The sequence below is a fragment of the Acinetobacter corruptisaponis genome (assembly GCF_030053775.1).
Classification (GTDB): Bacteria; Pseudomonadota; Gammaproteobacteria; order Pseudomonadales; family Moraxellaceae; genus Acinetobacter; species Acinetobacter corruptisaponis.
Window position 1 is genome coordinate 1,686,929 of record NZ_CP125669.1, and the last position, 26,621, is coordinate 1,713,549.

28 protein-coding genes and 1 pseudogene are annotated in these 26,621 nt (G+C 43.0%); 13 read left to right on the forward strand and 16 right to left on the reverse strand.

Annotated elements, in window-relative coordinates; translation table 11 throughout:
• Positions 1-3 precede the first annotated feature (3 nt).
• The 7 genes from QLH32_RS08020 to QLH32_RS08050 form a co-directional block, all read right to left on the reverse strand.
• Positions 4-795 (reverse strand): helix-turn-helix domain-containing protein, encoded by a 792-nt coding sequence (locus QLH32_RS08020; protein ID WP_283269047.1) that lies wholly within the window; start codon positions 793-795, stop codon positions 4-6.
• Positions 786-1,586 (reverse strand): type IV pilus biogenesis/stability protein PilW, encoded by an 801-nt coding sequence (gene pilW, locus QLH32_RS08025; protein WP_267981990.1) that lies wholly within the window; start codon positions 1,584-1,586, stop codon positions 786-788. The genes QLH32_RS08020 and pilW overlap by 10 nt, the downstream gene beginning before the upstream one ends.
• A gap of 17 nt (positions 1,587-1,603) precedes the next feature.
• Positions 1,604-2,839: a dual-specificity RNA methyltransferase RlmN gene (rlmN, locus tag QLH32_RS08030; protein ID WP_283269048.1), complete on the reverse strand. Its 1,236-nt coding sequence runs from the start codon at positions 2,837-2,839 to the stop codon at positions 1,604-1,606.
• Between the two features lie 122 nt (positions 2,840-2,961).
• A complete protein-coding gene (ndk, locus tag QLH32_RS08035; RefSeq protein ID WP_267981992.1) occupies positions 2,962-3,393 on the reverse strand; it encodes a nucleoside-diphosphate kinase in 432 nt (143 codons plus the stop codon).
• 112 nt (positions 3,394-3,505) lie between these two features.
• A complete protein-coding gene (gene iscX, locus QLH32_RS08040; RefSeq protein ID WP_005269171.1) occupies positions 3,506-3,706 on the reverse strand; it encodes a Fe-S cluster assembly protein IscX in 201 nt (66 codons plus the stop codon).
• A 105-nt stretch (positions 3,707-3,811) separates the two neighbouring features.
• Positions 3,812-4,363 (reverse strand): phosphatase PAP2 family protein, encoded by a 552-nt coding sequence (locus tag QLH32_RS08045; RefSeq protein WP_283269050.1) that lies wholly within the window; start codon positions 4,361-4,363, stop codon positions 3,812-3,814.
• A gap of 27 nt (positions 4,364-4,390) precedes the next feature.
• Positions 4,391-5,677: a glycosyltransferase family 4 protein gene (locus QLH32_RS08050; protein ID WP_283269051.1), complete on the reverse strand. Its 1,287-nt coding sequence runs from the start codon at positions 5,675-5,677 to the stop codon at positions 4,391-4,393.
• Between the two features lie 141 nt (positions 5,678-5,818).
• On the opposite strand from QLH32_RS08050, the gene QLH32_RS08055 reads away from it, so the two are divergent.
• Positions 5,819-6,724 (forward strand): hypothetical protein, encoded by a 906-nt coding sequence (locus QLH32_RS08055; protein ID WP_283269053.1) that lies wholly within the window; start codon positions 5,819-5,821, stop codon positions 6,722-6,724.
• Here QLH32_RS08055 and QLH32_RS08060 read toward each other — a convergent pair.
• Genes QLH32_RS08060 through QLH32_RS08075 form a run of 4 tightly spaced genes read right to left on the reverse strand, consistent with a single transcriptional unit; the run spans position 6,721 to position 10,050 of the window.
• Positions 6,721-7,560: a symmetrical bis(5'-nucleosyl)-tetraphosphatase gene (locus tag QLH32_RS08060; protein WP_283269054.1), complete on the reverse strand. Its 840-nt coding sequence runs from the start codon at positions 7,558-7,560 to the stop codon at positions 6,721-6,723. The genes QLH32_RS08055 and QLH32_RS08060 overlap by 4 nt on opposite strands.
• 1 nt (position 7,561) lies before the next feature.
• Positions 7,562-8,374 carry a 16S rRNA (adenine(1518)-N(6)/adenine(1519)-N(6))-dimethyltransferase RsmA gene (gene rsmA, locus QLH32_RS08065; protein WP_279960116.1) on the reverse strand — a complete coding sequence of 271 codons (813 nt, stop codon included), beginning with the start codon at positions 8,372-8,374 and terminating at the stop codon, positions 7,562-7,564.
• Between the two features lie 32 nt (positions 8,375-8,406).
• Entirely contained in the window at positions 8,407-9,381 is a 975-nt protein-coding gene (gene pdxA / locus QLH32_RS08070; RefSeq protein ID WP_283269056.1) for a 4-hydroxythreonine-4-phosphate dehydrogenase PdxA, read from the reverse strand.
• A gap of 36 nt (positions 9,382-9,417) precedes the next feature.
• Entirely contained in the window at positions 9,418-10,050 is a 633-nt protein-coding gene (locus QLH32_RS08075; protein WP_283269057.1) for a hypothetical protein, read from the reverse strand.
• Positions 10,051-10,311: 261 nt separating this feature from the next.
• Here QLH32_RS08075 and rplM point away from each other — a divergent pair, with 261 nt between their 5' ends.
• From rplM to QLH32_RS08120, 9 genes are all read left to right on the forward strand, one after another.
• Positions 10,312-10,740, forward strand: coding sequence for a 50S ribosomal protein L13 (rplM, locus tag QLH32_RS08080; RefSeq protein WP_004675486.1), 429 nt, complete (start codon positions 10,312-10,314; stop codon positions 10,738-10,740).
• 12 nt (positions 10,741-10,752) lie between these two features.
• The gene (rpsI, locus tag QLH32_RS08085; RefSeq protein WP_004675485.1) at positions 10,753-11,139 is read left to right on the forward strand and encodes a 30S ribosomal protein S9; all 387 of its coding nucleotides are present in this window, start codon (positions 10,753-10,755) and stop codon (positions 11,137-11,139) included.
• Positions 11,140-11,271: 132 nt separating this feature from the next.
• Positions 11,272-11,928, forward strand: a complete 657-nt coding sequence (locus tag QLH32_RS08090) for a glutathione S-transferase N-terminal domain-containing protein (protein WP_267981999.1) — start codon at positions 11,272-11,274, stop codon at positions 11,926-11,928.
• 14 nt (positions 11,929-11,942) lie between these two features.
• Positions 11,943-12,368 carry a ClpXP protease specificity-enhancing factor gene (locus tag QLH32_RS08095; protein WP_283269059.1) on the forward strand — a complete coding sequence of 142 codons (426 nt, stop codon included), beginning with the start codon at positions 11,943-11,945 and terminating at the stop codon, positions 12,366-12,368.
• 15 nt (positions 12,369-12,383) lie between these two features.
• A complete protein-coding gene (locus tag QLH32_RS08100) occupies positions 12,384-13,043 on the forward strand; it encodes a hypothetical protein (protein WP_283269060.1) in 660 nt (219 codons plus the stop codon).
• Between the two features lie 385 nt (positions 13,044-13,428).
• Entirely contained in the window at positions 13,429-13,788 is a 360-nt protein-coding gene (locus tag QLH32_RS08105; protein WP_004652550.1) for a roadblock/LC7 domain-containing protein, read from the forward strand.
• Between the two features lie 165 nt (positions 13,789-13,953).
• Positions 13,954-14,922 (forward strand): hypothetical protein, encoded by a 969-nt coding sequence (locus QLH32_RS08110; RefSeq protein WP_283269061.1) that lies wholly within the window; start codon positions 13,954-13,956, stop codon positions 14,920-14,922.
• Between the two features lie 8 nt (positions 14,923-14,930).
• Entirely contained in the window at positions 14,931-15,473 is a 543-nt protein-coding gene (locus QLH32_RS08115) for a GTP-binding protein (RefSeq protein ID WP_004800075.1), read from the forward strand.
• 22 nt (positions 15,474-15,495) lie between these two features.
• Complete coding sequence (locus QLH32_RS08120; protein WP_249571255.1) at positions 15,496-15,915, forward strand: roadblock/LC7 domain-containing protein; 420 nt, start codon at positions 15,496-15,498, stop codon at positions 15,913-15,915.
• Positions 15,916-16,015: 100 nt separating this feature from the next.
• Here the strand turns inward: QLH32_RS08120 and QLH32_RS08125 are convergent, their stop codons facing one another.
• Both QLH32_RS08125 and QLH32_RS08130 read right to left on the reverse strand, forming a co-directional pair.
• Positions 16,016-16,573 (reverse strand): TetR/AcrR family transcriptional regulator, encoded by a 558-nt coding sequence (locus tag QLH32_RS08125; RefSeq protein ID WP_283269063.1) that lies wholly within the window; start codon positions 16,571-16,573, stop codon positions 16,016-16,018.
• A 551-nt stretch (positions 16,574-17,124) separates the two neighbouring features.
• A pseudogene (locus QLH32_RS08130) lies at positions 17,125-17,373 on the reverse strand (IS1595 family transposase); the annotation flags it as partial.
• Between the two features lie 332 nt (positions 17,374-17,705).
• Between QLH32_RS08130 and QLH32_RS08135 the strand changes: the two are divergent.
• The 3 genes from QLH32_RS08135 to QLH32_RS08145 all read left to right on the forward strand — a co-directional run bounded on the left by QLH32_RS08135 (position 17,706) and on the right by QLH32_RS08145 (position 20,614).
• A complete protein-coding gene (locus QLH32_RS08135) occupies positions 17,706-19,046 on the forward strand; it encodes a sphingomyelin phosphodiesterase (RefSeq protein WP_279961206.1) in 1,341 nt (446 codons plus the stop codon).
• 20 nt (positions 19,047-19,066) lie between these two features.
• Positions 19,067-19,996: a lipase secretion chaperone gene (locus QLH32_RS08140; RefSeq protein ID WP_283269064.1), complete on the forward strand. Its 930-nt coding sequence runs from the start codon at positions 19,067-19,069 to the stop codon at positions 19,994-19,996.
• 150 nt (positions 19,997-20,146) lie between these two features.
• On the forward strand, positions 20,147-20,614 hold the full coding sequence (locus QLH32_RS08145; RefSeq protein ID WP_283269065.1) for a ferritin family protein: 468 nt from the start codon (positions 20,147-20,149) through the stop codon (positions 20,612-20,614).
• 30 nt (positions 20,615-20,644) lie between these two features.
• Here QLH32_RS08145 and QLH32_RS08150 read toward each other — a convergent pair whose 3' ends face one another.
• The 3 genes from QLH32_RS08150 to QLH32_RS08160 form a co-directional block, all read right to left on the reverse strand.
• Positions 20,645-22,591: an acetyl/propionyl/methylcrotonyl-CoA carboxylase subunit alpha gene (locus QLH32_RS08150; protein ID WP_283269066.1), complete on the reverse strand. Its 1,947-nt coding sequence runs from the start codon at positions 22,589-22,591 to the stop codon at positions 20,645-20,647.
• A 69-nt stretch (positions 22,592-22,660) separates the two neighbouring features.
• Positions 22,661-23,491, reverse strand: a complete 831-nt coding sequence (locus QLH32_RS08155; protein WP_283269067.1) for an enoyl-CoA hydratase/isomerase family protein — start codon at positions 23,489-23,491, stop codon at positions 22,661-22,663.
• A 234-nt stretch (positions 23,492-23,725) separates the two neighbouring features.
• The gene (locus QLH32_RS08160) at positions 23,726-26,566 is read right to left on the reverse strand and encodes an HD domain-containing phosphohydrolase (protein WP_283269068.1); all 2,841 of its coding nucleotides are present in this window, start codon (positions 26,564-26,566) and stop codon (positions 23,726-23,728) included.
• Between the last annotated feature and the right edge of the window lie 55 nt (positions 26,567-26,621).

The window sequence follows — 26,621 nt, forward strand, 5'->3', positions numbered from 1 at the left end:
GCATTAACGAGACAAACGGAATTCTGCCCTGCCATTGACCGTATATGGAGACAGGGAAATCTGTTCCTGATTTAAGGTCAATGATACGGCGGTCGCGTCATCAAGACGAATCTGGAATGGTGACTCACCACTCAGGGTCAATGTCGATGCCTGACGACCTGTAGCCAACACTTTACCTGTTGCATCGACAATATGCACAGAGGTTGGTCGGCTAAAATTCAATACAAGCTGGTCACCCGTTGTTGCAACACTATTCCCCATTGGGAGAATCTCAACATCCGAGTTGGTGATTTTAGGCACATCCGCTTCATCCTTATGGCTGGAGGTCCAGTTCTGCACCGCCATCACAGCCAACCATGCCAATAATGCCAACACAGCCAGAATTGCAATGCGTTTTAACCATTTACGGTTGCGCACACTTTTCGACCCAGCAAGCTTGCCCATGGTCTTGATTGGTGAGTTGCTCAGGGCATGATTCGCCTTGAGACCCGTGTCATTGACATAGATTTCATCAAAACGCTGGATGATGGCGCTGGCGTCCGCATTCAGCAGTTTCGCATAGGCACGGTAATAGCCTTTGATGAATGTGGCTTCAGGCAATGACTTGTAGTCATCCTGCTCCAATGCCGTCAGGGTTTTGACAGGCATGTTCAATACGTTTGCAATCTCTTCAAGTTCTTTCTTTTGTGCAATACGAATTTGACGCAAATACTCACCAGGTCGTTGAATATTTCCTAACGTTGACGAAAGTGAGTTTGAGCCAGTTGGCTGATGTGAATTTGGATTTATTTCCATACGGCCTCAGTACTGTACTGTAATTGCAAATAACGTTGATATTCTGGACTATCAGGAAACAAGGCACGCATTTGGTTGACCAACACCTGCATTCCCAACTGATCCGCATTGGCTCGAGCAATGCGTATACCAATCCAGAGTGCGCGGGCACCCTGATTCTTCTGCCCCACATTACGAACATATTGTTCATAAAGCTGTGATGCATCTCTATTGTTCTGCTGCAAATAGAAAATTTCCGCCAACTCTAACATGGAGATGGTGGCATTTCGATTCGCCTGTAGCGCCTGTTTGAATGATTTTTCGGCATTCGCAACATCGCCCAGTTTTAAATAGATCCGCCCCAGATTTTCCAGCGACTGATAGCGCTGGTCATAGCCCAGGGTTGCACCCGCACGGGTAAATTGCTCAATGGCATCATTATAACGTTGCAGCTGGTACAAATATGTACCGTAATTATTACGGGCCTGTGCATTATTAGGCTCAGAGGAAATCGCACGCTTGAAATAGGCGTCCGCTTTCTCCATATTGGGTTTACTGCCCTCTTGTTGCAGCAGGATGCCCATCATCATGTTGGCGTTTGCATCACGGGAATCGACTTTCAATGCCTGGTCAAGGGAGCGTTTGGCTGAATCCAAGTCACCTGTACGGATATATTCTGCGGCGAGCTGGGTACGCACCTGCACCCCTTTTTCTGGGTCTTTCTTCAGTGTTGTTGATTGGCAGGCGCTTAGGCCCAATACAGTAAACACAACAGCTGTCGCTATAATCGTTTTTGGTCGAGTTGTATTCAACGCTTTACCCTCAAGTTTTATCCTTGTGTGCGCAAAATTTCTTGTTGCTGCGCCACTTTCTTTTTCCACTGTTCGGCACGACGGGTACGGTCAGCCACCTGCCCCACCAATTGACCACAGGCAGCATCAATATCATCGCCACGTGTCTGACGAATCGTACACACAAAACCTGCATCAGACAAAGTTTTTTGGAATGCAATAATACGGTTTCGGCTTGAACGCCCATAAGGCGCATGCGGGAATGGATTAAATGGAATCAGGTTGATTTTACTTGGCAGATTTTTTAATAATTTTAATAACTGCTGTGCATGTTCAGGCTGGTCATTCACCCCATCCAGCATGACATATTCAATGGTGACATGACGACGTGCACTTTCGTTGCCATCTTTTGCCAGATAACGCTGGCATGCAGCGATCAATTGTTGTAATGGGTATTTTTTATTAATCGGCACCAGTTCATTACGTAGCTCATCATTTGGTGCATGTAGTGAAATCGCCAGTGCCACATCTATATCCTGTGCCAACTGGTCAATCTTGGGAACCACACCCGATGTTGACAACGTCACACGGCGTTTTGACATCCCATAGGCAAAGTCATCCAGCATCAACTGCATGGAGCTCAGGACAGCATCATAGTTGAGCAATGGCTCACCCATGCCCATCATCACCACATTGGTTACAGTACGTTCACGCTCAGCAACAGGCACATCTTCCATATAGGAATAGTTTGCCATCCAGAGCTGACCGATAATTTCCGCAGGGGTTAAATCACGCTGGAAACCTTGCTTGCCTGTAGAGCAGAATGAGCAATCGAGTGCGCACCCAACTTGCGAAGAAATACAAAGGGTTTTTCGTGCTCCCGTTTTATCCTCAGCAGGAATCAGCACGGTTTCAACCAGGGAACCCTCGCCATCACCAACACGGAACACCCATTTACGTGTACCGTCTTTGGAATAGTTGCGGTGCACCACTTCAGGCGCCTTGATCTCACAAATCTTTTCCAGTTTTTCACGCAGCTTACCTGAGATATTGCTCATCTCAGCGAAATCAGTTACGAAATACTGGTGAATCCATTTCATTACCTGACCAGCACGAAACTTCTTTTCGCCCAGGTCTTCAAAGAATTTTTCCAGTTCAGTACGAGACATGCCCAATAGGTTCACTTTTGTATGGGTAGCTTGAACCACAGGCGTAGAAACAGACTGTTGTTTTTCATCCATATTTTCCGATGAAACTACGGCTACAGAACTCATGTGAATTTACCTAAAAGATGTCAACGCTAGAAAAGGCTGTGCATTATTTACACAAACTGATCTATAAGAAAATAAAAAACCAGATAAGCAGTATACCACTTATCTGGCCTGAATGCTTTGGATTAACGAGTGCGTGGGCAGATCTCGTTGTCAGCAAAGAAGTAAGCGATTTCACGCTCAGCAGAAGCAACTGAGTCAGAACCGTGAGCTGCGTTTTCGTCGATGCTTACAGCGAAGTCAGCACGGATTGTGCCAGCAGCCGCTTCTTTAGGGTTTGTAGCACCCAAGATTTCACGGTGAGCAAGAACTGCGTTTTCACCTTCAAGAACTGAAACAACCACTGGACCAGAAGTCATGAATGCAACGAGGTCAGCAAAGAAACCACGTTCTTTGTGCTCAGCATAGAAACCTTCAGCATCTGCCTGAGAAAGGTGTTTCATTTTAGTTGCAACAATTTTTAAGCCATTTTTTTCAAAACGGGCAAAAATGTCACCGATGTGGTTTTTTGCAACTGCATCTGGTTTTACGATTGATAAAGTACGTTCAACTGCCATGATTGGCTCCCTAATCCAGGTCTAAACATTAAAAAAATTTGCCGCATTATACCGATGTCAGCACCAATAATCAGCTTGAATCTGTAAAAGTTCGCTAATTTCTGATGAATTTTTATCGAACTTCATCCAACCATGCCATTTGGATGGCTTCCAGCAGGCCCTCTGTTGACTTATTTGGGTCATCACTAAAGTCAGGCAAGGCACAGACCCATGCGTGTAAATCGGTAAAACGAATCCATTGTGGATCAACCTCTGGATGCGCTTCGGTGAGTTCAATCGCAATATCAATCGTATCTGTCCAACGTAAGCCCATATGACAACCTGAATGTAATGAATGTGATTCAGCCTACTTTAACAAATCAGCAGATTTAAGGAATAGTGCTGTTTTGGTAAATTCACCTGAAATTTGTTGATATGTCTATAAAAGAATATTAAAGCTTGGTGCCAGCAGGATGATTGCGCTTGCAACTGAGGCCCCAATGATCGCCCCCACAATCACATCACTTGGATAATGTAGCCCAAGAATCATTCTTGACAATGCAACCAGAATCGTAAATGGCAACATCAACAATAATAAGATGGGTTGAATATAGCCCACGGTCATCGTAACCATCACCGCATGCAGGGTATGGCCTGATGGAAAGCTAAAATGGTCCAGCGGTCGCTCGCCCAAAACAATGACCTGATGGACCTGGTAAGGTCTTGGACGTGTGGTTTTGTGTTTGAGGAATTTATAAATTAAGGTGCCTGCTGAACCTGCCACAATCAGGTACAGAATTTGTAGACCGTATGCCAACCCCTGCATGATCCATACGGACAGCAACATCACATACCAAAAAGGCCCATCTCCCAAACGACTGATGGTTTTAAAAAACAGGGCAACTGCTTGCGTCTGGGAGAGATGATTGAGATATACGCAGCCTTTTAAATCGAGATCGAGCATTTTTATTTTTGCATTTTGAAATTTCATACTTTTTCTCCTCTTGTTGAGAATACTTTAGGTAGAGGTCATGGGAGACTCCTTCACCACCTGATAAAGTGCTTGTTCAAGTTGCTGTACAGGAAACTGCCAACTGCTGTGCTGCACACTTTCACTGGCCAGCATGCCCATTTGCCGCAATTGCGGAAGCGCAGGTAAACGGCAAATGGACTGAATCAATTCGGCTGTATGCCCCAAAGGACTCAACCATCCTGTTATATTATGTTTGACGTGCTGGTGTGCGCAGACGTAGTCATAGGCAATCACGGGCAAACCACTGGCGATTGCCTCCAGCACCACGTTGCCAAAGGTATCCGCCTGACTGGCAAAGGTAAACACATCTGCACTTGCGTAGGCTGTTGCCAACTCATGCCCGCCAAGACTCCCCATAAAGATTACGTCTTTGGATGTGGTCATCTTGCTGAGTCGGACACGGTCAGGCCCATCACCCACAATCACAAACTTGATATTGACACCCTGCTGGGCCTGCAAGGCATGAAAGCTTTTAATCAGCACATCAACTTCCTTTTCGGGTGATAAGCGCCCGACATACAGCATCACACGGGTATCAGCATCGATACCCCATTGTTGGCGGAGTTGCTGGGAACGATGTTTTGGGGAGAACCGTGCTGTATCGACACCACGACCAACCACAACCAATGGACAGGTCACGCCAAAACCACGCAGTGCCTGTTCGGTATACTGGCTCGGCACACAGGTCACATCGGTACTGTTATGAAACCAGGTTAAGTAACGCTGGATGGGCTTGACCAGAAAGGCCAGATCAAAGAAGCGACTAAAATCCTGAAAAGGTGAATGAAAGCCACTGGAAACCGCAATCTTCTTTGCCTTGGCTGCCTGTAATGCAGTGAGTCCTAAAGGTCCTTCAGTCACAATATGCACCACATCGGGTGAGAATTTTTCAAAGGCCTTGGTGACTTTCAGATATTGTGGCCAGCCAAATTGCAGGCTTGGATATTTTGGAATCGGTTGGGACAGCACCAGACATTCCTGTTCAGGATGGAATTCCGCACAGGTTTCTTTCTGCACTGGACGAACCAGCAGGATTTTATGCCCAAGACGTTGCAAGCCCTGACATAACTGCATCATGGATAAAGCCACACCATTGATTTCTGGTGGCCACGTTTCAGTTACAATTGCGATTCTGAGACGTGGACGAACCAAATCCCGCAGCTCGGATCGTTCATAAGAATAATCGTTTTGCTGCTTCCTCTTAAAATAGAATTTAAAATTTTCAGGAAACTGGTCTTGCTTTAATAGAGATGTCGCGTATGTACTCTGCATATCGCCATCCATTTGTGTCGTTATTTTCATGCGTTTAGCTTATAAATATTTTTTGACACTTTAATGATCAGTGTGTGACAGTTTCATGAATCGAATGATATGATTCACCACATTCATATAAAATAAAAAGATTTTAAAATCATGCAAATACTTAAAGTAAAACACAGAACTGAATTTAGCGAATATTTGCGTTTTACCATTCCCAATAAAATGAAAGCGATTGGGGTTTATGTGATTTTCTTATTAGGTTATGGCTTATTATTCACCTTACTCATTTATATTATAGATTGGATAAAAGGTCATCCTTATCAATTTCATTTTGCTTATCTCATTGTTGGTTGGATCTGTGCTTTGGCATTTACTGCACCAAGCAATAGCTTTCAAGACCATCGGCTGCCTTTTTTTGCTGAAAAATATATTATTGACCAAGATTTACGTCAGGATCTAACCCAACTGAATTATATCAAAGCCAACGCCACTATTATTGAGGTGCAGATTCAACCGAAACGTTTATTTAGAACACAATTCCATACGCTTCGTTTGCAATTAGAGGATTCAGAAGAAATCATTTGCGATCAATATGTACATTTAAACCTACTATTCCCCTCTATTTTTTTGTTAGGAAATGCACATTTTTTAAAGGCAGCAACCACATGGATTGGACAACAAGTCGAAGTCTGTTATTTACCACAGTCCAAACGCATTTTTCGACTACAAGCCAAACAAAGTTATGAAAACTTCCAACTGCTTTCCGAAGCCTTTTCTGAACGTTTCTCACTACAACAACTTAAAAATCAAAGTTTGCCAACAGTACCCTCTGCTTTAGCACAAAATTTTATTCATATTTGCCGAGTTGATGCCGTTCGTCATGACCATCAAAATTATGAATTACAGATGATCACTAACCATCAAACTTATATTGTTCCATCTTCAGCACAAGGTTTTAATATATTGGAAAAAATGTTACGCCGAATTGATCAGAAAAAATATCGGGAGTTTAAGCAAAACCCCCAACTACAATCACTATTGCTTTATCCCAAAAATTAGGCAAGTGGATTATCCACAGCAAAAATTTTCTGATCCTCTAAACGCAAGGCAACCAGTTGCTGCCCCCAGACACAGCCACCATCGACATTTTGAATTTGAGAGCTAATGGTTTTACCCTGCAAGGCCGCCCAATGTCCAAAAATAATTTGATGAGTTTGTGCAGCCTGACTATCAAACTCAAACCACGGCTGAAAGCCTGTTGGCATCGGTGCATCCAGTGCATCCTTGAACTCAAACTCCAGCCTACCCTCTGCATTGGTTAAGCGCATACGGGTTAAATAATTGGTAATACAACGCAAGCGAGCCTGCCCAGTCAAATCATCTGACCAAAGATCAGGTTGCTCACCATACATTTCCGCAAGGAAAGCATCCAATACCGTAAGATCGTCATGCCCAACCACCTGTTGCACTTCACTTGCCAACTGCACAGTTTGCTCTGCCGACCAAATACAAGGCACACCTGCATGGGTAATCAAGGTGTGATCATTCGGACATAAACTTAGAGGCTGTTTACGCAGCCAATCAATCAATTCATCACCATCAATGGCATCAACAATCTCTTGTGTACGGTCTTTGTCCTTGATTTTTTTCAAGCCACGCGCGCAGGCGATCAGGGTTAAATCATGGTTGCCTAAAACGGTTGCAGCAGCGCCTCGGTCAGCCAGCTTTTTAACAAAGCGCAAGGCACCCACCGAGTTTTCGCCACGCGCAACCAAATCACCTGCAAACCATAAAAAGTCCTGATCTGGATCAAAGCGAATTTCTTTCAATAACGCTTTCAGGGCTTCAAAACAGCCCTGCACATCACCGATGACATAATTGTAGCGCTTGGACATTTTAAGACACCATTTGATCGGACAATGCCACAAAATCAGCCAGACTCAAGGTTTCTGGACGTGCCATCGGGTCCACACCTGCTTTCTCAAAACCCTCTTCAACCAACATGCCTTTTAAGCTGTTACGCAAGGTTTTACGGCGCTGGGTAAACACATGACTGACTAAACGTGCCAAAGCTTTTTCATTTTTTGCGATAATTGGCTTAGTTTCATAAGGTTCTAAACGGAATACCGCAGAAGTCACTTTCGGTGGTGGATTAAATGAGCCTGGTGGCACTTCAAACAAGAATGTCGGTTTACAGAAATACTGGATCATCACCGATAAACGCCCGTACTCTTTGGTATTTGGCACAGCGGTAATACGATCAACCACTTCTTTCTGCAACATGAAATGCATGTCTTTGACTTTGTCACCAAACTCTAAGAGATGGAACAAGAGTGGGGTTGAAATGTTATAGGGCAGATTTCCTACGACACGGAGTGGACGGCCTGCCTGAAACAACTGGGTGAAATCATATTTTAAGGCATCTGCCTCAACAATGGTCAAACGTTCAGGATGTGGCACGCGAGCAGGCAAGCCTGCTGCCAGATCACGGTCCAGTTCAACCACTGTGAGCGCATCGCACTCACCAATCAGGGGCGATGTCAGTGCAGCCAAACCTGGGCCGATTTCAACAATATTATCGCCCGCACGTGGATTCACTGAGCGTACAATTTTGGCAATCACACGCTGGTCATGCAAAAAGTTCTGACCAAAACGTTTTCGAGCCTGATGCCCTTCATCTTTAGGGTTTAGGGCATTAATTTGATACATAATAATTCCAACGTGAATAATTTATCCGTCAATCACTGATGAGCTAAATCAAGTGCTAAATCAACCGCAACATGCAAACTCGACGATTTTGCCTGTCCAGTACCTGCAAGAGAAAGTGCCGTACCATGATCGACAGAGGTTCGAATAAATGGCAGGCCTAATGTAATGTTTACCGCTTCACCAAAGCCCTGTGATTTTAACACAGGTAAGCCCTGATCGTGATACATCGCCAGAACCGCATCTGCATCTTTCAGGTTTTCAGGGGTAAACAGGGTATCCGCAGGTAAACTTAAACTCATATCAATGCCTTGCGCCCGATAGGTTTCCAGCACGGGATTGATGACATCAATTTCTTCCCGCCCCAGATAACCATCCTCACCTGCATGCGGATTTAGACCACAGACCAAAATTCGTGGTTTGGCTATTTTAAATTTTGTTTTTAAATCATGAATCAGGATGTCAATCACCTGATGCAGGCGTTGTTTGGTAATCGCATCTGGTACATCACGCAAGGGTAAATGTGTCGTGGCCAGAGCAACCCGTAATGTTTTGGTGGCCAGCATCATGACCACACGATCAACACCCGCAAACTCCTGATAATATTCTGTGTGCCCACTAAAGGTAATGCCTGCATCATTGATCACGGATTTCTGCACAGGTGCCGTTGCAACACCCACACTACGTCCAGACATCGCATACTCGGCTGAACGTCGTAACTGCTCAATCACATAAGCCGCATTGGCGGGATTTAATTGTCCCAGTTCAACAGGTTCAACTAAAGGGATATGCTCCACAAAAAGCTGCCCTGACAGGCTTGACTGCTCCTGTCCCTGATATGCAACCAATTCAACAGGATTGCCCAGTTGTTTTGCACGCTGCCGCAACATCTGCATATCCGCCAAAACCACCACTGGGCGCTCATCCACTCGCCCAGCCAAACTTAAGCAGATATCAGGACCAATCCCTGCGGGTTCACCTGACGTGACATATAAAGGAAGCATAATCATCTGGGTTCCCAAGCTGTATCACGTTCAGTATGGCGATTATTTCTCAGGATTACCACTTGATGTTCTAGGTAGATTTTCAGGAACCAGATTTGATGGAACGGCATCCACCGTACGTGTCCACGGATTGACCTTGATTTGTACTTTTTTCTCTGCTGGTACAGTCGCCGCCACTGGTTCTTCTTTCACTTTTTCTACAGTTGCAACAACTGTACTCGCTGGTCTTTCTGCAATTGCAGTCGTTCCCTGTTTTTCAGGGCTAGTTGGCTGATGTTGTGTAATAACCGCTTCTTTTTTCTCTACAGATGGCTGGGTTGCCACCACGCCACTTGCTGGGCGCGTATATGGCTCCACAATCGCTCCCTGTTTATAAACCGTTTGCGAGTTGGGGTTGGTTGCCACAGGTGAACTGGCTGGATTGACCATATCCACAGGAATTTCAATCGGCTTCATTTCAGCAGTTACCGCCATGGCTGGGTCAACATGATCATTACCACGACTTTCCAGAACTTCCAGCTTGCGCTCTGTCCCCTCTTTAGGCTTGAATTCTGAATAATTGGTCACGCTGCTCTGGTCTACCCACTTATACAGTCGCCGTGCGTTTGCTTGTGTAGAGCAAACACCGATTAACAGGCTGACTACAGCAATTTTTGCAGCAAACGACAGTTTCATGGAGGGTTCCTAAGAGAGCTAGATACTTCTATTTATTTCAATTAATTGATGTAAAAATGATAGGGCAAATCCCATACCCTCACAAGGCAAATAATGTAGCCTAAAATTCGCGACGCTATAGTTACAAAATCAGTCACTTTACAGCAAAATATGGCATCCTCATCGAATTGTTCTTGTACACTTTTTCAAATTCATATAGAATTCGGTCTCCTTTTGTTTGGGCGATTCCTTGCCCAAACCAACTATAATAGGTAGTGGTTAATGAAAACTCTCAGCGCTAAGCCAGCTGAAGTTCAACACGACTGGTACGTTGTTGATGCTTCTGGCAAAACTTTAGGTCGTCTTGCGACTGAAATCGCTCGTCGTTTACGCGGTAAACACAAAACTTCTTATACCCCTCACGTTGACACTGGTGACTACATCGTAGTGATCAATGCTGAACAAGTTCAGGTGACTGGTAACAAATCACTTGATAAGAAATACTATCGCCACACTGGTTTCCCTGGTGGTATTCGTGAAACTAATTTTGAAAAATTAGTTGCGCACAAACCAGAAGAAATCTTCCAACGTGCTGTAAAAGGTATGTTGCCAAAAGGTCCTCTTGGTTACGCGATGATCAAGAAGATGAAAGTGTACGCTGGTAGCGAGCATCCTCATACTGCTCAACAGCCACAAGTTTTGGACATCTAAGGGATACAGCACATGGCTACTAATTATGGTACAGGTCGCCGTAAGACCGCAACTGCACGTGTTTTCTTATCAGCTGGTACAGGCAAACTCGTAATCAACAATCGTACTTTAGAGCAATATTTCGGTCGTGAAACTGCTCGTATGGTTGTGCGTCAGCCTTTAGAGCTTTTAGAAGCAACTGAAAAATATGACCTTTACATCACTGTTAAGGGTGGTGGTATCGGTGGTCAAGCTGGCGCAATCCGTCACGGTATTACCCGTGCGTTGATCGCTGCTGACGAAACTTTAAAACCTGCTCTTCGTCAAGCTGGTTTCGTTACTCGTGATGCTCGTGAAGTTGAACGTAAGAAACTTGGTTTACGTAAAGCACGTAAACGTCCTCAATTCTCTAAACGTTAATCGTTTTACGAATTGGACAAAAAACCTCGGATTTTTCCGAGGTTTTTTATTTGCATAGACTTTCATTCCACAAAGATGCTTTTCTAGCATTTTTTTAGTATGCTAATCCGTTTATATCTCTAGCTTTGTGATATGTCATCGGTTGAAAATACGCCTGTTCAAGGTATTACGCTTTATAGTCATGCAGATGATTTCCGTTCACACTGGATTCGTTTTTTACTTGCTGAAAAACAGATCAAGTATCAGCTAATCATTACCGACCATGAAGATGAGGACTTAGCTGACCTGAATCCATATAACCAGTTGCCGATGCTCATTGAGCAGAACCTAAAACTTTTCTCGGCAAATGTGATTGCAGAATATCTTGATGACCGTTATCGCCAGAACAAGCTCTATGCAGATGCGCCAATGGCAAGGGCTGAGCAGCGTCAATATATCTGGCGTTTTGAGCAGGACTGGTTTCAACTGGCTGACCACATGCTCCGCCATGCAGACACACTCAATCCCGCACAAAAACAGAAAGCACAGAAAGAGCTGAGAGATACCCTAATCTCACTGACCCCTTTATTTCAGCATTTTCCATTTTTCATGTCTGAAAATTTCTCCATTCTGGACTGTATGCTTGCTCCCATTTTCCTGCGCTTAAGGAGCATGGGGATAGAGCTTCCCCAACAGCACTGCCGTCCCATTTTCTTGTATTGCCATCGTATCTTTAGCCGACCATCTTTTATTAAATCAATGACAGCTCAAGAAAAAAACAGCTACAATGACTTAATTTCTACGATTTAATAAGTTTTTTAATTATGTCTGAGCAAATAACCTTTACCCCGACACGTCCCTATCTTGCCCGCGCCATTTATGAATGGATTTGCGATAACCAACTGACACCCTACTTATTGGTTGATGCCACACAACCCCATACCGATGTTCCACTACAGTTCGTCAAAGACGGACAAATTGTCCTGAACCTTGCCCCACATGCCATCCATGCTCTGCATATGAGTAATGAGGCCATCACGTTCTCGGCACGTTTTGGCGGCGTGGCAAAAGAAATTTATGTGCCTGTTCGGGCGATGTTGGGAATTTACGCCAAAGAAAATGGACAGGGTTTATTTTTCGATCCAGCTGAATATGCTGACATTGAAGATACAAACACTCCTCAGGTGTCTGAAACAAAGCAAGAAGCAGAACCAAGTAAAAAGAAACCTTCTCTTAGAATTTTAGATTAAACGAGGAAATACACGATGGCATTTGACTTAGTTCAATACTTTTCCGAACAAATTAAGCTTCAAAAACCACAGCTTTTTAGCCAGTATTCTCCCAAAGAAAAGCAATCTTATATTCATGAAGTCAATGTGCTGACATTGGGGCAACTGATTAGCCTTTGGAGACAAAATCCCCAAAAACTTTATCAAGAGATCAAGGCTGCTGACCCACTTTATATTCAGGAAATTGCCCGACACCTCACTACCTCCAAACATAATAAATCTGCACTTAGCCCAGCCGAGCTAGAGTCCAATATTTCGGAAGTATTGAGTCTACAGTTTACTGAACTGAATCAACTTGACCAGACAGGAAGCTTTGGACAAACAGGACTCACAGAGCTTTTGCTTGGACAAATCGAGCACTTGTCTGGGCAGGCAGAAGACTGGGTTTGGTCAACCAACCAGCTTACTGAACTTAAAGGTTCCAAGCCCGTTGAGCAGCAAGATATTTCACTGGAAGCCACCATGCAGGAGTTCAATCAAATGGTTCATCAAGCACAACCTAGCATCCATCACACTGAAGAAATTGAGGTTGAACAGCCAGATGTTCCAGCCTGGTCCTATCTGCTTTCCCCACTCATTGCATTGGTCATTTTACTATTCATGTATTGTTCTTACAGTCAATTACTTGCACATTAATTAAACAATAATTGATAAAGAAAGTTTAAAAACTTTCTTTATCATGTACTTATAATAAATTTAAATTTCATAAAATATGTTTTAATACAGTTTAACAAGAAAAATATTTACATTTATTTACAATCAAAAGGAGAATTTAAAATCAAATATTAGTGTGAATAAAATCACATTAAATTTAGATTATTATCTTTAATTGGTATTTTAAGTTGTTTATTTGACAAAAATTGTCAATTATTAGCACTCCTGTGATTTCAACACTTTTAAAGTATTATTGATTTAATAAAAGAGTTTCCTATAATAAAGTTATCTACTTTTGAAAACTAATCAAAAGCAAAAGTAGGGAATATAAATTCATAAACAAGATGTATTAAGTAGAGATAAAATCATGGCTAAAATTTCATTAGAAAGCTTAACAAATATTGATGGTTTCGTTGCAGCAGCGTTGGTAGATACAGAAAGCGGTTTGGCGCTGGCAACTCAAGGCGGGGGCGCACTTGATTTAGAATTGGCGGCTGCGGGTAATACTGAAGTTATTCGAGCTAAACGCCGTGTTGCTAACTCTCTGAAACTTAATGATGATATTGAAGATATTCTCATCACCCTTGGTAAGGCATATCACTTGATCCGCCCTCTGGAAAGCAATGGCAACCTGTTCCTCTATCTAGTATTGGACCGCAGTAAATCTAATCTGGCAATGGCTCGACATGAGTTAAAAACATTTGAAAAAGAGTTAGACTTTGCTTAATTGGCAATTACACAATATTTAATATAATTAGACTTCTTGTATATATCTTTATCTTCTTTATTTATAATAAGAAGATAAAGATAATACAAGCGGTCTATTATTAGTCTCTATTATAAAGACTAGTTTTGTGCAGTCCAATATTTTATAAATTATTAAAGTGATACTATGAATGGACATTGCATTAATATCGCGATTTCGGGTATAAGTTTAAAAGTTTCAGATGAATTAAAAATAGAACTTAGAAAAACAATACCTCATGAATTTGGCATTAACTGGATTAACATTGCCGATCCAAATATCGACTTACTACTAATAAATGAAAATTTTTTTGATACTGAAGGCATTCAACGTATTTTAGAAGAAAAACAACTTCCCTGCTTAAAGGTTTCCAAAGGGCAAGGAACTTGCAACATAGAAGAACACAATACACTTTACCTACCCTTTCAACAAACCGACGCCTTGAAAAACTGGATTCATCTTCGTCTTTTAAGTTATCTATCCAATCAACAATCGCAACACACCAAGATAGAGCCTGTTTCAGGACATGATGCGGTCAATAAAAAGTTTTTAACAGACATGCTGAATCCAGAGAATGCCCGACTTCATCTTTTTGATGATCACGGCACCCTGGCAATTATTGACACACGTAGCCAGATTGCCTGGCTGGAGCCAACACGAACCCAGACCCAAACCAACCACAGTTTTAATTATGAGTTTGCGACCACCTCAGACTTCACCAAGGTGTCCCGTAAAGTCGAATATAATTTACAGGACTGGTTATGGAACCTGTTTTGGCATTCACTTGAATTTCAGCGTTTAGCGCCAAACGAAAGTGAATACTATAAAATCGAATACTGGCCTCAACCAGCGCAAAGCAGCGATCGAAAAATTACACTGCATCTTTCAGCCTGCTTTATACAAGGAGCACAACTTTCCCAAGTCGCCACACAATTAAAACTTCCCATTCAAACGGTTCAACAGTTTATTGCTGCCTGCATTGTTTCCAACAACGGCGGCATTATCACTGCATCAGAAAGCCATTATTTACAAACTGAAACTGCTGAACAACCAGCTGAACAGCAAGGTTTTCTGAATAAATTTTTCGGCAAAATCAGACGCCGCTTTGGGCTTTAAGGAACAATATGATTCTTCAACAATATAAAATTGTGTTTGCAGGAAGCATGGGTGCAGGTAAAACAGAAGCGATTAAGTCCCTTTCTGAAATTCCAGTCCTTGCCACCGAAGCACTCAATACAGATAGCCAGGCCCATAATAAGATGCAAACGACAGTTGGTATTGATTATGGTGAAATTACATTAGATGATGGGGTAAAGATTGGTTTATATGGAACACCTGGGCAATCGCGCTTTGACTTTATCTGGCCTGTCATTTGTCAGGGTGCTTTAGGTGTTATTCTATTAGTCGACCATAACAGCAAGGTTCCCCTTGAAGAACTTGAGGGCTATCTTGACACGTTTAAGGACTATACCAAGAATATCTCTATTGGTATTACTCATGTCGATGAAAACAAGGAACATACCACCTCTATTTATCGGGAGTGGCTGATACAGAACGAGTATCAATATCCCCTGTTTTTTATTGATGCCCGTAAACAGGAGCATGTGTTGCTCATGATTGAATCACTCATTGCAGCACTAGAAGTCAATTTAAAAGCAACAAATTAATCACTTTATAAAGAGAAGAATTATGTTCAGTATTCCGAGTCAACAACGTACGGCGCCCAAAGAACTCATTCAAATGGCGAAAGCCCAGGCCAATGATATTTTAATGAACATTCGGGGTATTGATTACATCATGCTCTGTTCAACTGATGGATTTGAACTGGCTTCCGTTTATAAGAAGAATCCTTATAACAGTACCAAGCTTGCTGCTGTCAGCAGTTCCATTCTGGCAATGGTCAGTGCGTTCCTGAATGAAATCCAGTTGACTGGATGTCAAAGCATCACCCTCGATGCGGAGAATGGCAAGGCCATCCTGACCTCTATTCCTGCACCACATCATCCGATGGTCATGGTGACGCTGAGTAATAAGGATGTTCTACTCGGACAGTTGCTTTATAGTTTAAAACAGGCCAGTGCCGCGATTGTTGCCGCTGATCAAACATAATTCTTAGCATTAACCAGTTTACACATCCGAAAAGCCGCCAACTTTTCGGATTCTTTTTATATAAAGTGATCTATTTCACAGCCTAATACTCAAGGTACACTCAATTGTATTGTGACAGATTGGTAAATTTGGACCATATTCCATTTTGATCCACCTCAAACCCACACAAAAGCCGAACCATTGCCCCATCAATCATAAATAAAAACAGATCAATATCAGGTTTTAACAGGCTGATTTCCATACCTGACAACAACTCAAGAATTTCCCGCACCAGCCATTCCCGATATTCAAGCACTACCTGATAGGCTGTAGGATAAAGCTGTTCAATTTCAAAAATGGCCTTGAACAGAAGATGGTAAGGGCTATTGAGGTCTGCATGTAAAAGATAAATTTCCCTGAGTTTATCGGCTGCCGTGAGGTGTTGGCATGAATAAATAATTGCCCGCACCTCTTGTTTAAGCCGCTCTTTTTGCACGGTCATGCATATTTCTATAAATCGTTCTTTAGACTGAAAATTATTATAAAACGTCATTTTGGCAATTTTGGTTTGCTGCAAAATAAAGTCGATGCCTGCCTTGTGAAATCCATAACGATCAAATAGCTGGATTGAAGTATGAACCACCTGTAATGCTCTTGGAGAAATTTTTAAATTTGGCATATAGATACCATCCACTCATCTTTTTTGTTGTATTTAAATGAGATAAAAATGCCCTTACCCTATAACGAGTAAAAAAAGGCATGCAGCGACTCTGAAAGACTGCCCTGTCGCATCTCAAGTTTTATTGTTGATATGTTTTTTTAGTCGCAACGACCTAAGGCCTGAACACCCAAAGGCGATCAAACTATGCGAAAGACTAATCTGGAGGTATAAGAATAAAATACATAGCCAACTCCTAAAATTCGGAATTCTGCCAATGCATTCAAAATTATGGTGGCAGAACGAAAGAGGGTTGACGGACTGGTTCAACTCCAGCACACCCGAAGGTGTCCCACTCCCGTCCTACCGCTACGGGAGGAGACGAGAAGCTTACACACAAAACTATTCCTCAGAAGAAATAATCCTGATGTAGTTGAAACGGCCCGTCAAGACCGACTGACCATGTGGGTCAGCATGTACAGAATAATCTGTGAGTTTATGAGTGTCAATGTAGAGAAATGGCAAGTTATTAAATTTCTTAACTTTTAAATATAGTGGCGGATCAGCACATCCCCACGTTTTCCCTTGCGCACACCACCAAAATAACTTTCATCCAGCTTAATTTGTCCCTCAAGGACATCTATGGCATGTTGGGCAAGATGAGACATAATGAACTGACGTATTTTTCTCTAAAACAAAGCAGCAGAATTAGGTTGAGTGCGGAGTAAATCGGCTGCTGTTCTAGCGGTTACTTCTGCTATAGAAAACTCAAGCAGTTTTCTTTGAGTTTTTTTACTTAATTTACATCTGTTTATCTTCATAAAAGTAGATTATCACTGTTCTAATCCACTACAGCCCCTTAATTTTTATATGTTATTTTTCAATTTTCTTTTTTGAAAAAAGAATCATCTATTCTTATCTATCAATATGTTCATATCTTACCCAGCTTTCACACTATGGCTTTAGACTAAAGAAATAAACAATTGTTTTTTAAACATCAGATGAATGGTAAGAATTTTAAATGATTTAGCAACATTTTTTCATTATTATATTTTTTGAACAAAAATACACCATAAAATGTTCGTTAATGAACACAACCAACAAAGTGTAGTTATTTTTTGTTCATGAATCTTTAAGCACTATGGAGAGAGCAATGAAGCTGAATAGCTTAAAACTAGGCGCAGGGGTCGCGTTACTGTTAAGTGGTTTTGCAAGTCAAAATACACTGGCAGATTCCTATGTATTTGTAACCAATACAACACCACAAACTGTGTCAATACAGGTGAACCATACAGGTAGCCAAATTTTGCAGCAGGGAAACCAATGGGCTCAAGAAGCAACGCAAATCGCACCTTATGAAACCAAACGTGTATTACGCCTAAACCGTTATTCTGGAATTAAATCTGGACAGACCTATAATTTTGATACTGTGGTCACTAGCGGCAACTCACAGGTTATATTGAAGCAAACCATGACTGGAACATGGACTGGTAGCAATATCAAGCACGGTATTCAAACGTCCACAGCCACTTCACCCTGGTATTCTGACCGTAATGTGTATCGCCTCAATACAACTTATGGTGGGTTGTCAGCACAGGCTGCTGTAAAAGCAGAATACACAGGTGGATATGATGATTTCCATTACACCATTCACCAGAACACAGTTCAAGAACCTGTATCAAGCAGTGCAGATGAATTAAAGGTGCTCACTTATAATGTGTATGCCCTACCCATGGTTGCAAGCAAGATTAGTGAGCGGTTGGCTGAACTTCCAAACCATGTAAAAGGCTATGATGTGATTATGATGCAGGAAGCATTTGCATCATCACGCACAGGCATGTTGAATCAACTCGCTCAGCAATATCCATATCAAACCCATATTCCAGTTGGTTCTGGCTACAACTTATTTGACAGTGGCTTAGTGATTGTGAGCCGTTACCCAATTGTGAAAACAGCACAGTTAATTTATCCAGATTGCACGGGAACAGACTGCTTTGCTGACAAGGGGGTACTGTATGCTGAGATTATCAAGAATGGTAAAGCCTATCATGTGACTTCAACCCATACTGCTTCGTTTGACACAACTGAGGCGCGTGCTTTACGTCAGGTACAATTTCAGCAAATTCGCCAGTTAGTAGATCAACAGAATGTTCCAAATTTTGATGCGGTACTGATGGGTGGTGATTTTAATGTGAATAAATTCCTATGGCCGCAAGATTATCAGGATATGCTGACAAACTTAAATGCAACCGCACCCGTTAGCACAGGCTACACTGCGTCAACTTTTGACCCTCGTGTAAACAAACTGGCTGGAGCAGCAGGTTCGGGCGGAACAACTGTTGAATATCTGGATTATATTGTTTCTTCAAATACACACCGCCAACCTCTCCAATCCCGTAATGATGTTCGTATTTTGCGTTCTACGGCTGACCCACTCTTTATGACCTGGGATTTATCTGATCATTTTCCAGTAATGGGTCAATTTAACTACTAACTTCATAAGTAGACTAAGATATGAACAAAAGACTAGTGTTGACAATCATGGTTGTTTTGGTGGTCTTGGTCGGTTTTGTAGTTTGGAAGAGCACCAGCTCTTCCGCTGCAATCCAGCAGACCAAAACAACCACCCAATCAAATGATCCATCTACAGGCTTTAGCGATACCAAAATGCAAAATAAGAACAAGGAGGAAATTTTACAAGAGTCTCTTTCCAGGCAATTACAATCGCTACAAAAACAGCCTGGCAATATTACTCAATTCCTAAATGATTTTAATACGAATTGTCATGTTCAGGATTGTAATGCCGCTTTAGCGAAAGCATTAGCCAATTACCCTGATCAAGCATTTGCGCATTTGGTTGAAAACCTATTAAAACGCATGCCGCAATATGAACAACAAATGCAGAGTACAGTATTATCCACATCCTTATCGCCTAAACAGCGTTTCGATGCACTATGGAAATTAAGAGAACAGACTTTAGGGACAGCAGAAACGATGCTCGGTTTCGGACAAGAGCGAAATTATGCAGACTATCGTTTCGCCTATAATGATTTGTCCCAAAATCAAAATCTCAGCGCAGAACAACGTCTAAAAGCTTTTGAGTCACTGCAACGTCAGTATCCTGATGCAGTAAAGCAAGAAAATAACATTGGGCTTTACGAACAGGCAATTCAATTACTTAATCATAGCTCAAGTAATCCTACTGAAATTGCGAGCTTGAAACAAAAACTACAACAGCAGTATTTAACTGAGCAAGAACAACAAGATATTCAACGTCGTGATCAACGTGAAGTACAACAGCAGCAACAAGTTATTCAGTATCAACAGGCTGTTAAACAGTTGCAGCAAGAAATGGAACCCCTCAAATCTCAAATCTCGGAAACTGAATGGCAAAAGCAGTACCAACAACGTTTGGAAAAACTGCGTTTAGATATGTTTTCTTAAATAATTGAGCCATCCACATATAGATGGTTCAAATCTTGAATAACCAATATGATATTGGTCAATCTGCATAGTTTTTCGTCATTCTTTCCAAATGAATGTTAAGATCAATCCCTAGATCTAAATACAAAAAGATTGATAGGAATCAAAGGAATGAACTACCCGCAATATCAACACGACTTAAATACGGCACTGGAATCGGAAATACTGGGTGAGCTTATTTTTCTAAATGCGGCCAAACATGCCCGTTCAGCAGAACAACAGCAAAAGTGGCAAACCCTGGCACAACTGGAAACCCAGACTTTGCAACGGTTACAGGATTTTCTGAAACAACAGGGGCAAACTGCCTCCATTCGTTTTCATCTTAAACTGCAAGCCAAGGCATCGGGTATTGCAATGGCGAAACTTCCCTGGAAACTTGCCATGCATCTACTTAAACAGGGCACAAAACCCTTTATGGCAACGTTCGAACGGATGAATCAGCACGCCGATGCAAATACTCAGGATTTCCTCAAATATCTGCTCGCACATGAACAGGCTTTGGCTGAATTTGCAATGCAGGAATTAAAAGGCAATTCAACAGACTCATTAGAAGCTGTATTCAAGTTATTAAAAAGCTAGGTATCAACCTAGCTTTTTAATTTATACGCTTTATGCAATCGTGACATTTAACAGTAATTGTCGTTTTTTCACCTGCTGCCCCACCTGACCAATCAGTTCCTCAACCACACCATCCACATCAGACTTGATCTGCTGCTGAATCTTCATGGCTTCCAAGACCAGTAAGGTTTGGCCTTTGCTTACGGTGTCACCCACATTCACCAACAGATTGACAATCGCTCCATCCATTGGTGCACGGATTTTACCATCGCCCACCACCTCAGCCGCCTCTGGAGCCGCATAAGTGGTATTTTCGATCACAACATTGCCATTGCCTGCATCTAGATAAAGCTGGTTTTGATCAAGCACATAATCCAGTTTACGGCGTACACCATTCACATTGTAAATAACTTGATCATCACTTATTTCAACCACATCCACCGTGCTTTGCTGGTCGCATAGTTCCACTTTCACTTGCTGGTGATTGGTTTGGACATGCAGCAATAATTGCTGGTCTGCATATTTCAGCTTGAGTGGGAACGGGATTGAAACCCCAGTTTGCCAAGATACTTTTGACTGGTTCTGCTGGGTAAATAACGCCGCAGCAACCGCCAATGTTTCAATATTCAGGCTTTGCTGATGCAAGCTAACATCATCCTGAAAATGCTGCTGGATAAATGCGGTATTGGTATCACCCGCCACAATAATTGGATGACGCAGTAAATTCACCAAAAACTGTTTATTACTGTTTACACCTAACAATACACAATCATCAACTGCCCTTGCCAGTAAGCGAATGGCATCCTGACGGGTTTTGCCATAGGCAATCACCTTGGCAACCATTGGGTCATAGAATGGGCTGATTTCACCCTGTTCCAGCATGCCATGATCAATACGTACATTTGGCAATGCGGCAGGCTGCCAACGCAACACTTTCCCTGTCTGTGGCAAGAAGTCCTGACGTGGGTCTTCCGCATATAAACGCACTTCAATCGCATGCCCGTTTAGGGTCAATTCATGTTGCTGTAATGGCAGTGTTTCGCCATTGGCCACACGCAGTTGCCACTCGACCAAATCCAGCCCTGTGATCATTTCTGTGACTGGATGTTCCACCTGCAAACGGGTATTCATTTCAAGGAAATAAAACTCACCCGATTGATCCAGTAAAAACTCAACAGTACCCGCACCGATATAGTCACAGGCTTTGGCTGCTGCAACAGCAGCCTCGCCCATTTTCTGGCGTAGTTCGGGTGTCATCACTGGGCACGGAGCTTCTTCCACCACTTTTTGGTGACGGCGTTGAATCGAGCAATCGCGTTCAAACAGGTACACATAGTTACCGTGTGTATCACCAAATACCTGTATCTCCACATGGCGCGGTGCAATCACCGCTTTTTCAATGATCAACTCACCTGAACCAAAGGCATTTTCTGCTTCGGAACGTGCAGTCTTTAAGGCTTCCAACAAATCAGCCGACTGGTGTACCAAACGCATACCGCGTCCACCACCACCTGCCGAAGCTTTCACCATTAAAGGGAAACCAATCTTCTCTGCTTGTTCAGCCAAATATTCAATGTCTTGCTGATCACCCTCATAGCCAGGAACACACGGCACACCCGCCTGAATCATGGCAATCTTGGATAAACGCTTGCTCCCCATCAATTCAATTGCAGGTGCAGTCGGCCCAATAAAGGTAATGTTATGGTCAATACATGCCTGTGCAAAATCAGTGTTTTCAGACAGGAAACCATAGCCAGGATGTACCGCATCGGCACCTGTCTTTTGACAGGCTTCAATAATGTTGGCAATCGACAGATAGGATTCTGAAACCTTGGAGGCTCCGATATACACCGCTTCATCTGCAACCTGAACATGGCGTGCATTGGCATCGGCATCTGAATATACTGCAACGGTCTGATAGCCCATTGCTTTCGCTGTTTGCATCACCCGAACGGCGATCTCACCACGGTTTGCCACTAAAACTTTTGTAAAAGCCATTTTTATTCTCTCTCAAAGCATCATTTCGCCTTGCTGATTACTCTTGCGCAGTGAGCAGTGCTTTGCTGATCACTGCTCATCCATTGCCCAAGTTGGCAAACGTTTTTGAATAAAGGCCATCGTGCCTTCCTGACCTTCTGCCCCACCAACGGCTTGAGCAAACTGCTGTGCAGCATCATCAAGCAAAGTGTCTAAAGGCTCATTTAAAGTACGGTGTAATAAGGCTTTGGTGGTACGGGATGCCAACGGCGCAGCACGTTTAATCTGTTGAACGGTCTCAGCAAGTTTTTGTTCAAGCGCTGCTTCATCTGAAGCCACTTCATGCACTACACCGAGCTTTAATGCGGTCTCACCATTAAAACGCAAGCCCAATAGTGCCAAACGACGCGCTTGGGTCAGTCCAATTCGTTTCACCACAAAAGGGGCAATTTGTGCTGGCAACACACCCAAACCTGTTTCAGGTAAACCAAACTGGGCGTTATCACGACTAATCGCTACATCAGAAACACAGGCCAAGCCAAAACCACCACCCAGTACCGCACCCTCTAAAATCGCCACAACAGTTTGCGGTGCCTGATCAACCTGTTCAATCATGGCACCGAAACGGCGGTTAAAATCAACATAGGGTTGTAGGCTACCAGCATTGGCAGCTTCAACACGTAAGCCCGCCATATCCTTAATGTCTCCACCTGCACAGAAATGCCCGCCTTTTCCACGCAGGATCACGGCACGAATCGAGGTATCTTCGGCAATATGAGCAAAGACCTGCTGAATGGCATTGACCATGTTTAAACTCATGGCATTACGGCTTTCAGGTCGGTTCAGCCATAGCGTTAAAATACTGCCTTGTCGTTCAAGCTGGATGCTGTCATCCACTTGTAAAGTATCCAGATTACTCATTTTATTCCTAATTTTTCATTCTTAATCACAGGTTAGCTATACGGGATCAATATCATACGCAACCACATGATCACAGGGGCAGCATTACCTGGATCAAAGATCCTTGCCCAACATATGACATTGTTATAGCCCAGATGACCATGACCTCAGCCCCTCACATCAACCCAACCATGCTTCACAATATATCTCCACTTTACAAACCAAGCAAGTGCTTGGTTTGTAAAATAAGCATTATCATGCGTGATTAGCTTTGGCGGTACGCACCACAGCGTCTATATCAACCTCATCAACTTGATGAGGTGGAATAAACTGTTGGGCATAATCCAGCCATAAACGACTTTGGACAAAATAGATAAACAGTGTACGGTCAAGATGATTTTCCTGACACATTTTTGCCATGATCATCAGCGACTCAGAAATGGTTTTGGCAGATTTGTAAGGACGATCCGCGGCAGTGAGAGCCTCAAAAACATCGGCCAATGCCAGAACACGCTCCTCAACAGACATTTGTGCCGCTTGTAAGCGTCTTGGATAACCCTGTCCATCCATACGTTCATGATGGTTAGTGGCAAGGTCAGGAATACGCTGCAAATGCTTGGGCCAAGGTAATTTGGTCAGCATAATCAGGGTCTGGACGATATGATTGTTAATCGCAAAACGATCTTCGCTGGTCAGTGTCCCACGGCGAATACTGAGATTATAAATTTCTCCAGTATTTCTTTGGTAATGCGGAAGTTGCATGTCAAAACCATGCATGTTTAACGGATCATCCCGCTCTACATGGGGCTTATAATTTTCATCCCATGCAACGATATGCTCAGGTTTATCTGCCAGTAGTCGCTCCTGTACGGGGAGTGGTGGCGCAGGATGATGATAAAGTGACTGTTCCAGTAGCGATAGCCCAAGACGATTATCAAAATGACGTAACCATGTTCGCTGTGCGATCTGTTCTAAACGTAAAATCGTCTCATCACTTAAAAATTCCCCTCCAATATTGCATTTGGCAATAAAGGCAAAATCAGCCTGTAGTTGCGCATACTGTGCATCACGCTGGGCTTCTGCACATGCCTGTTCTGTTCCTGTCAGTTGAGCCTTTAGACACGCTATCTCGGCATCCCGATATAACACTTCAAAACGGGTACGGATTTCATGGATACGGTTGTACAAGGTTTCCAGTTTGGTGGCTTTGTCAATAATATGTTCAGGCGTGGTAATCTTACCGCAGTCGTGTAGCCATGCTGCCAGACGGAAAGCCTCACGATCATCCGCATTGCAATGGAAATCAGCATATTGCCCTTGTGTTTCTGCTGACAAGTGATCCACAATCATCATTGCCAGTTTGGGCACACGACGACAATGTCCTCCTGTATGGGCACTCTTAGTATCAATCGCATCGGCAAGAACCAGAATGAAAGCCTCCAGAAGCGCTTTCTGTGATTCAATAAATTGCCTTGTTTCAATTGGAATTGCCAACATTCCAGTTAACCGTTCACTAAAAATCAGGAAGTTTTGTGACGTATGTTCATGATCACCTTTATGCTCTAAAATCACATAACCCAAAATATGTCCATCACGCCCACGTATGGCAAAAGCCTGACACAGGGCATGGCGGTTAGGCTGCTGATTCTCAATGTTGCCCAATTGTGCCGCAACGGTATCTACCTGATCTTGTCGTCCATAGGCGGCATTTTTTTGCCAACTGTTATCTTTTGACTGAAAAAGATACACTGCGCCACTATCACAACGAGCGGCCTCTACAAACAACCGAAGTACTTTATTCAGCATGGTGTCGATCTGTGGTTCAGCTTGCAGCACCTGACTGATTTTTAACAATGCTTCCATGGTACGGCTGACATCATCCGTAACATCGGTCAGTTGATAGGCTTCATACAACAAACTAAACTCAGGGCTAGGACGACTAAAATCAAAATGTGACATCTGCCGAACACGACGAATATGCTGTTCAATAATCTGGCCAATACGATGACCAAGCCATGCCCCCAAAGCAAGAAGCAGCATCCCCAAGACAATCGCAATCCCAATCATCTGGCGGCGATAAACAGGCAAATCCTTGAGTAGCTCTTGACTTGGAATGGCAACCAATAGCTGTAGCCCCAGTTCACGATATTGGGCAAGTTCAATCTTTCGCCCCAACCATTGTTGATCATCAGCCTGATAGGTCATCACCTGAGTTTGTGATGGTAACTGCCACAACTGCAATAAGGCTGTGTTTTCCAGATGTTGCAGTGCAGGGGCTGGTGTGGTGGATGTGACTTGATCAATAGCCGACCCCGTATTGACCCCAATCACTTCGCCCTGACTATCCACCAATGCAATTTGACTATGGGGGGTAATACTCAATTGTTGCAGTGCATCCTTAATTCCATTTAAGGGTAAATCCATCGCAACAATCGCATGGGAATTACTACTGCGCATGGAAAGTGTTACACCCATTAAAGGTGTATCTGCATAAATATAGGGTTTTGAAATGGCAACATCTGTGGTGGCAAGCGCATTGTTATACCAGGGACGTTGCCGAGGATCATACACATAGTCTGGATCTGTACGTTGCTCAATCAGGTTGAGATGCTGATCATAGAATAAAAGTTGGTGTGTACGCTTTTCTCCTGCCTGCCCCAACAATGCACGAACCACGTATTTTGCCTGTTCTGGTGCGCGATAGCTCTGACGTAATGTCGCCTTGGTTAATGGACTCACCAGAAAATAGTCACCATTATCATAGCCAATATACACAGACGTTAATAATGGATTGGCATACAAATTGGTAGTAAAGGCCTCTAGGCGTCGCAACCGCTGGGGCAATGTGCTGGCTTCAACCACAGGATCAAAGGCCAGAACGCGCAGCAGTGCTTCAGCAGGATCAATAATTTGTTGTACTTTTTGTTCCGTGATTTGACTGGTCATTTCCGCCTTGCTAGTTGCGGCATCCAGAAGCAAAGTCTTTGCCTCAAACCAGTTAACTGTTGTAAAAGTGACGGATGTCAATGTGATGGCAATGATCATCATCATGGTCATCACCATGCGAATACGCCATTTATGTTGGAGCCGCTGCATTATCCTTTGCATATTTTTGTTCCATGTGTTGCATCTTGCAACACGACAAAAGGCC

Coding starts and splice junctions, on each gene's coding strand:
- QLH32_RS08055 (WP_283269053.1), top strand. CDS start 5,819: ATGCAAATACTTAAAGTAAAACACAGAACTGAATTTAGCGAATATTTG.
- rlmN (WP_283269048.1), bottom strand. CDS start 2,839: ATGAGTTCTGTAGCCGTAGTTTCATCGGAAAATATGGATGAAAAACAA.
- rplM (WP_004675486.1), top strand. CDS start 10,312: ATGAAAACTCTCAGCGCTAAGCCAGCTGAAGTTCAACACGACTGGTAC.
- QLH32_RS08120 (WP_249571255.1), top strand. CDS start 15,496: ATGTTCAGTATTCCGAGTCAACAACGTACGGCGCCCAAAGAACTCATT.
- QLH32_RS08160 (WP_283269068.1), bottom strand. CDS start 26,566: ATGCAGCGGCTCCAACATAAATGGCGTATTCGCATGGTGATGACCATG.
- QLH32_RS08105 (WP_004652550.1), top strand. CDS start 13,429: ATGGCTAAAATTTCATTAGAAAGCTTAACAAATATTGATGGTTTCGTT.
- QLH32_RS08020 (WP_283269047.1), bottom strand. CDS start 795: ATGGAAATAAATCCAAATTCACATCAGCCAACTGGCTCAAACTCACTT.
- QLH32_RS08060 (WP_283269054.1), bottom strand. CDS start 7,560: ATGTCCAAGCGCTACAATTATGTCATCGGTGATGTGCAGGGCTGTTTT.
- QLH32_RS08140 (WP_283269064.1), top strand. CDS start 19,067: ATGAACAAAAGACTAGTGTTGACAATCATGGTTGTTTTGGTGGTCTTG.
- QLH32_RS08050 (WP_283269051.1), bottom strand. CDS start 5,677: ATGCAGAGTACATACGCGACATCTCTATTAAAGCAAGACCAGTTTCCT.
- QLH32_RS08090 (WP_267981999.1), top strand. CDS start 11,272: ATGTCATCGGTTGAAAATACGCCTGTTCAAGGTATTACGCTTTATAGT.
- QLH32_RS08115 (WP_004800075.1), top strand. CDS start 14,931: ATGATTCTTCAACAATATAAAATTGTGTTTGCAGGAAGCATGGGTGCA.
- QLH32_RS08125 (WP_283269063.1), bottom strand. CDS start 16,573: ATGCCAAATTTAAAAATTTCTCCAAGAGCATTACAGGTGGTTCATACT.
- QLH32_RS08135 (WP_279961206.1), top strand. CDS start 17,706: ATGAAGCTGAATAGCTTAAAACTAGGCGCAGGGGTCGCGTTACTGTTA.
- iscX (WP_005269171.1), bottom strand. CDS start 3,706: ATGGGCTTACGTTGGACAGATACGATTGATATTGCGATTGAACTCACC.
- QLH32_RS08095 (WP_283269059.1), top strand. CDS start 11,943: ATGTCTGAGCAAATAACCTTTACCCCGACACGTCCCTATCTTGCCCGC.
- pdxA (WP_283269056.1), bottom strand. CDS start 9,381: ATGATTATGCTTCCTTTATATGTCACGTCAGGTGAACCCGCAGGGATT.
- QLH32_RS08110 (WP_283269061.1), top strand. CDS start 13,954: ATGAATGGACATTGCATTAATATCGCGATTTCGGGTATAAGTTTAAAA.
- ndk (WP_267981992.1), bottom strand. CDS start 3,393: ATGGCAGTTGAACGTACTTTATCAATCGTAAAACCAGATGCAGTTGCA.
- QLH32_RS08045 (WP_283269050.1), bottom strand. CDS start 4,363: ATGAAATTTCAAAATGCAAAAATAAAAATGCTCGATCTCGATTTAAAA.
- rpsI (WP_004675485.1), top strand. CDS start 10,753: ATGGCTACTAATTATGGTACAGGTCGCCGTAAGACCGCAACTGCACGT.
- QLH32_RS08075 (WP_283269057.1), bottom strand. CDS start 10,050: ATGAAACTGTCGTTTGCTGCAAAAATTGCTGTAGTCAGCCTGTTAATC.
- QLH32_RS08155 (WP_283269067.1), bottom strand. CDS start 23,491: ATGAGTAATCTGGATACTTTACAAGTGGATGACAGCATCCAGCTTGAA.
- rsmA (WP_279960116.1), bottom strand. CDS start 8,374: ATGTATCAAATTAATGCCCTAAACCCTAAAGATGAAGGGCATCAGGCT.
- QLH32_RS08150 (WP_283269066.1), bottom strand. CDS start 22,591: ATGGCTTTTACAAAAGTTTTAGTGGCAAACCGTGGTGAGATCGCCGTT.
- QLH32_RS08145 (WP_283269065.1), top strand. CDS start 20,147: ATGAACTACCCGCAATATCAACACGACTTAAATACGGCACTGGAATCG.
- QLH32_RS08100 (WP_283269060.1), top strand. CDS start 12,384: ATGGCATTTGACTTAGTTCAATACTTTTCCGAACAAATTAAGCTTCAA.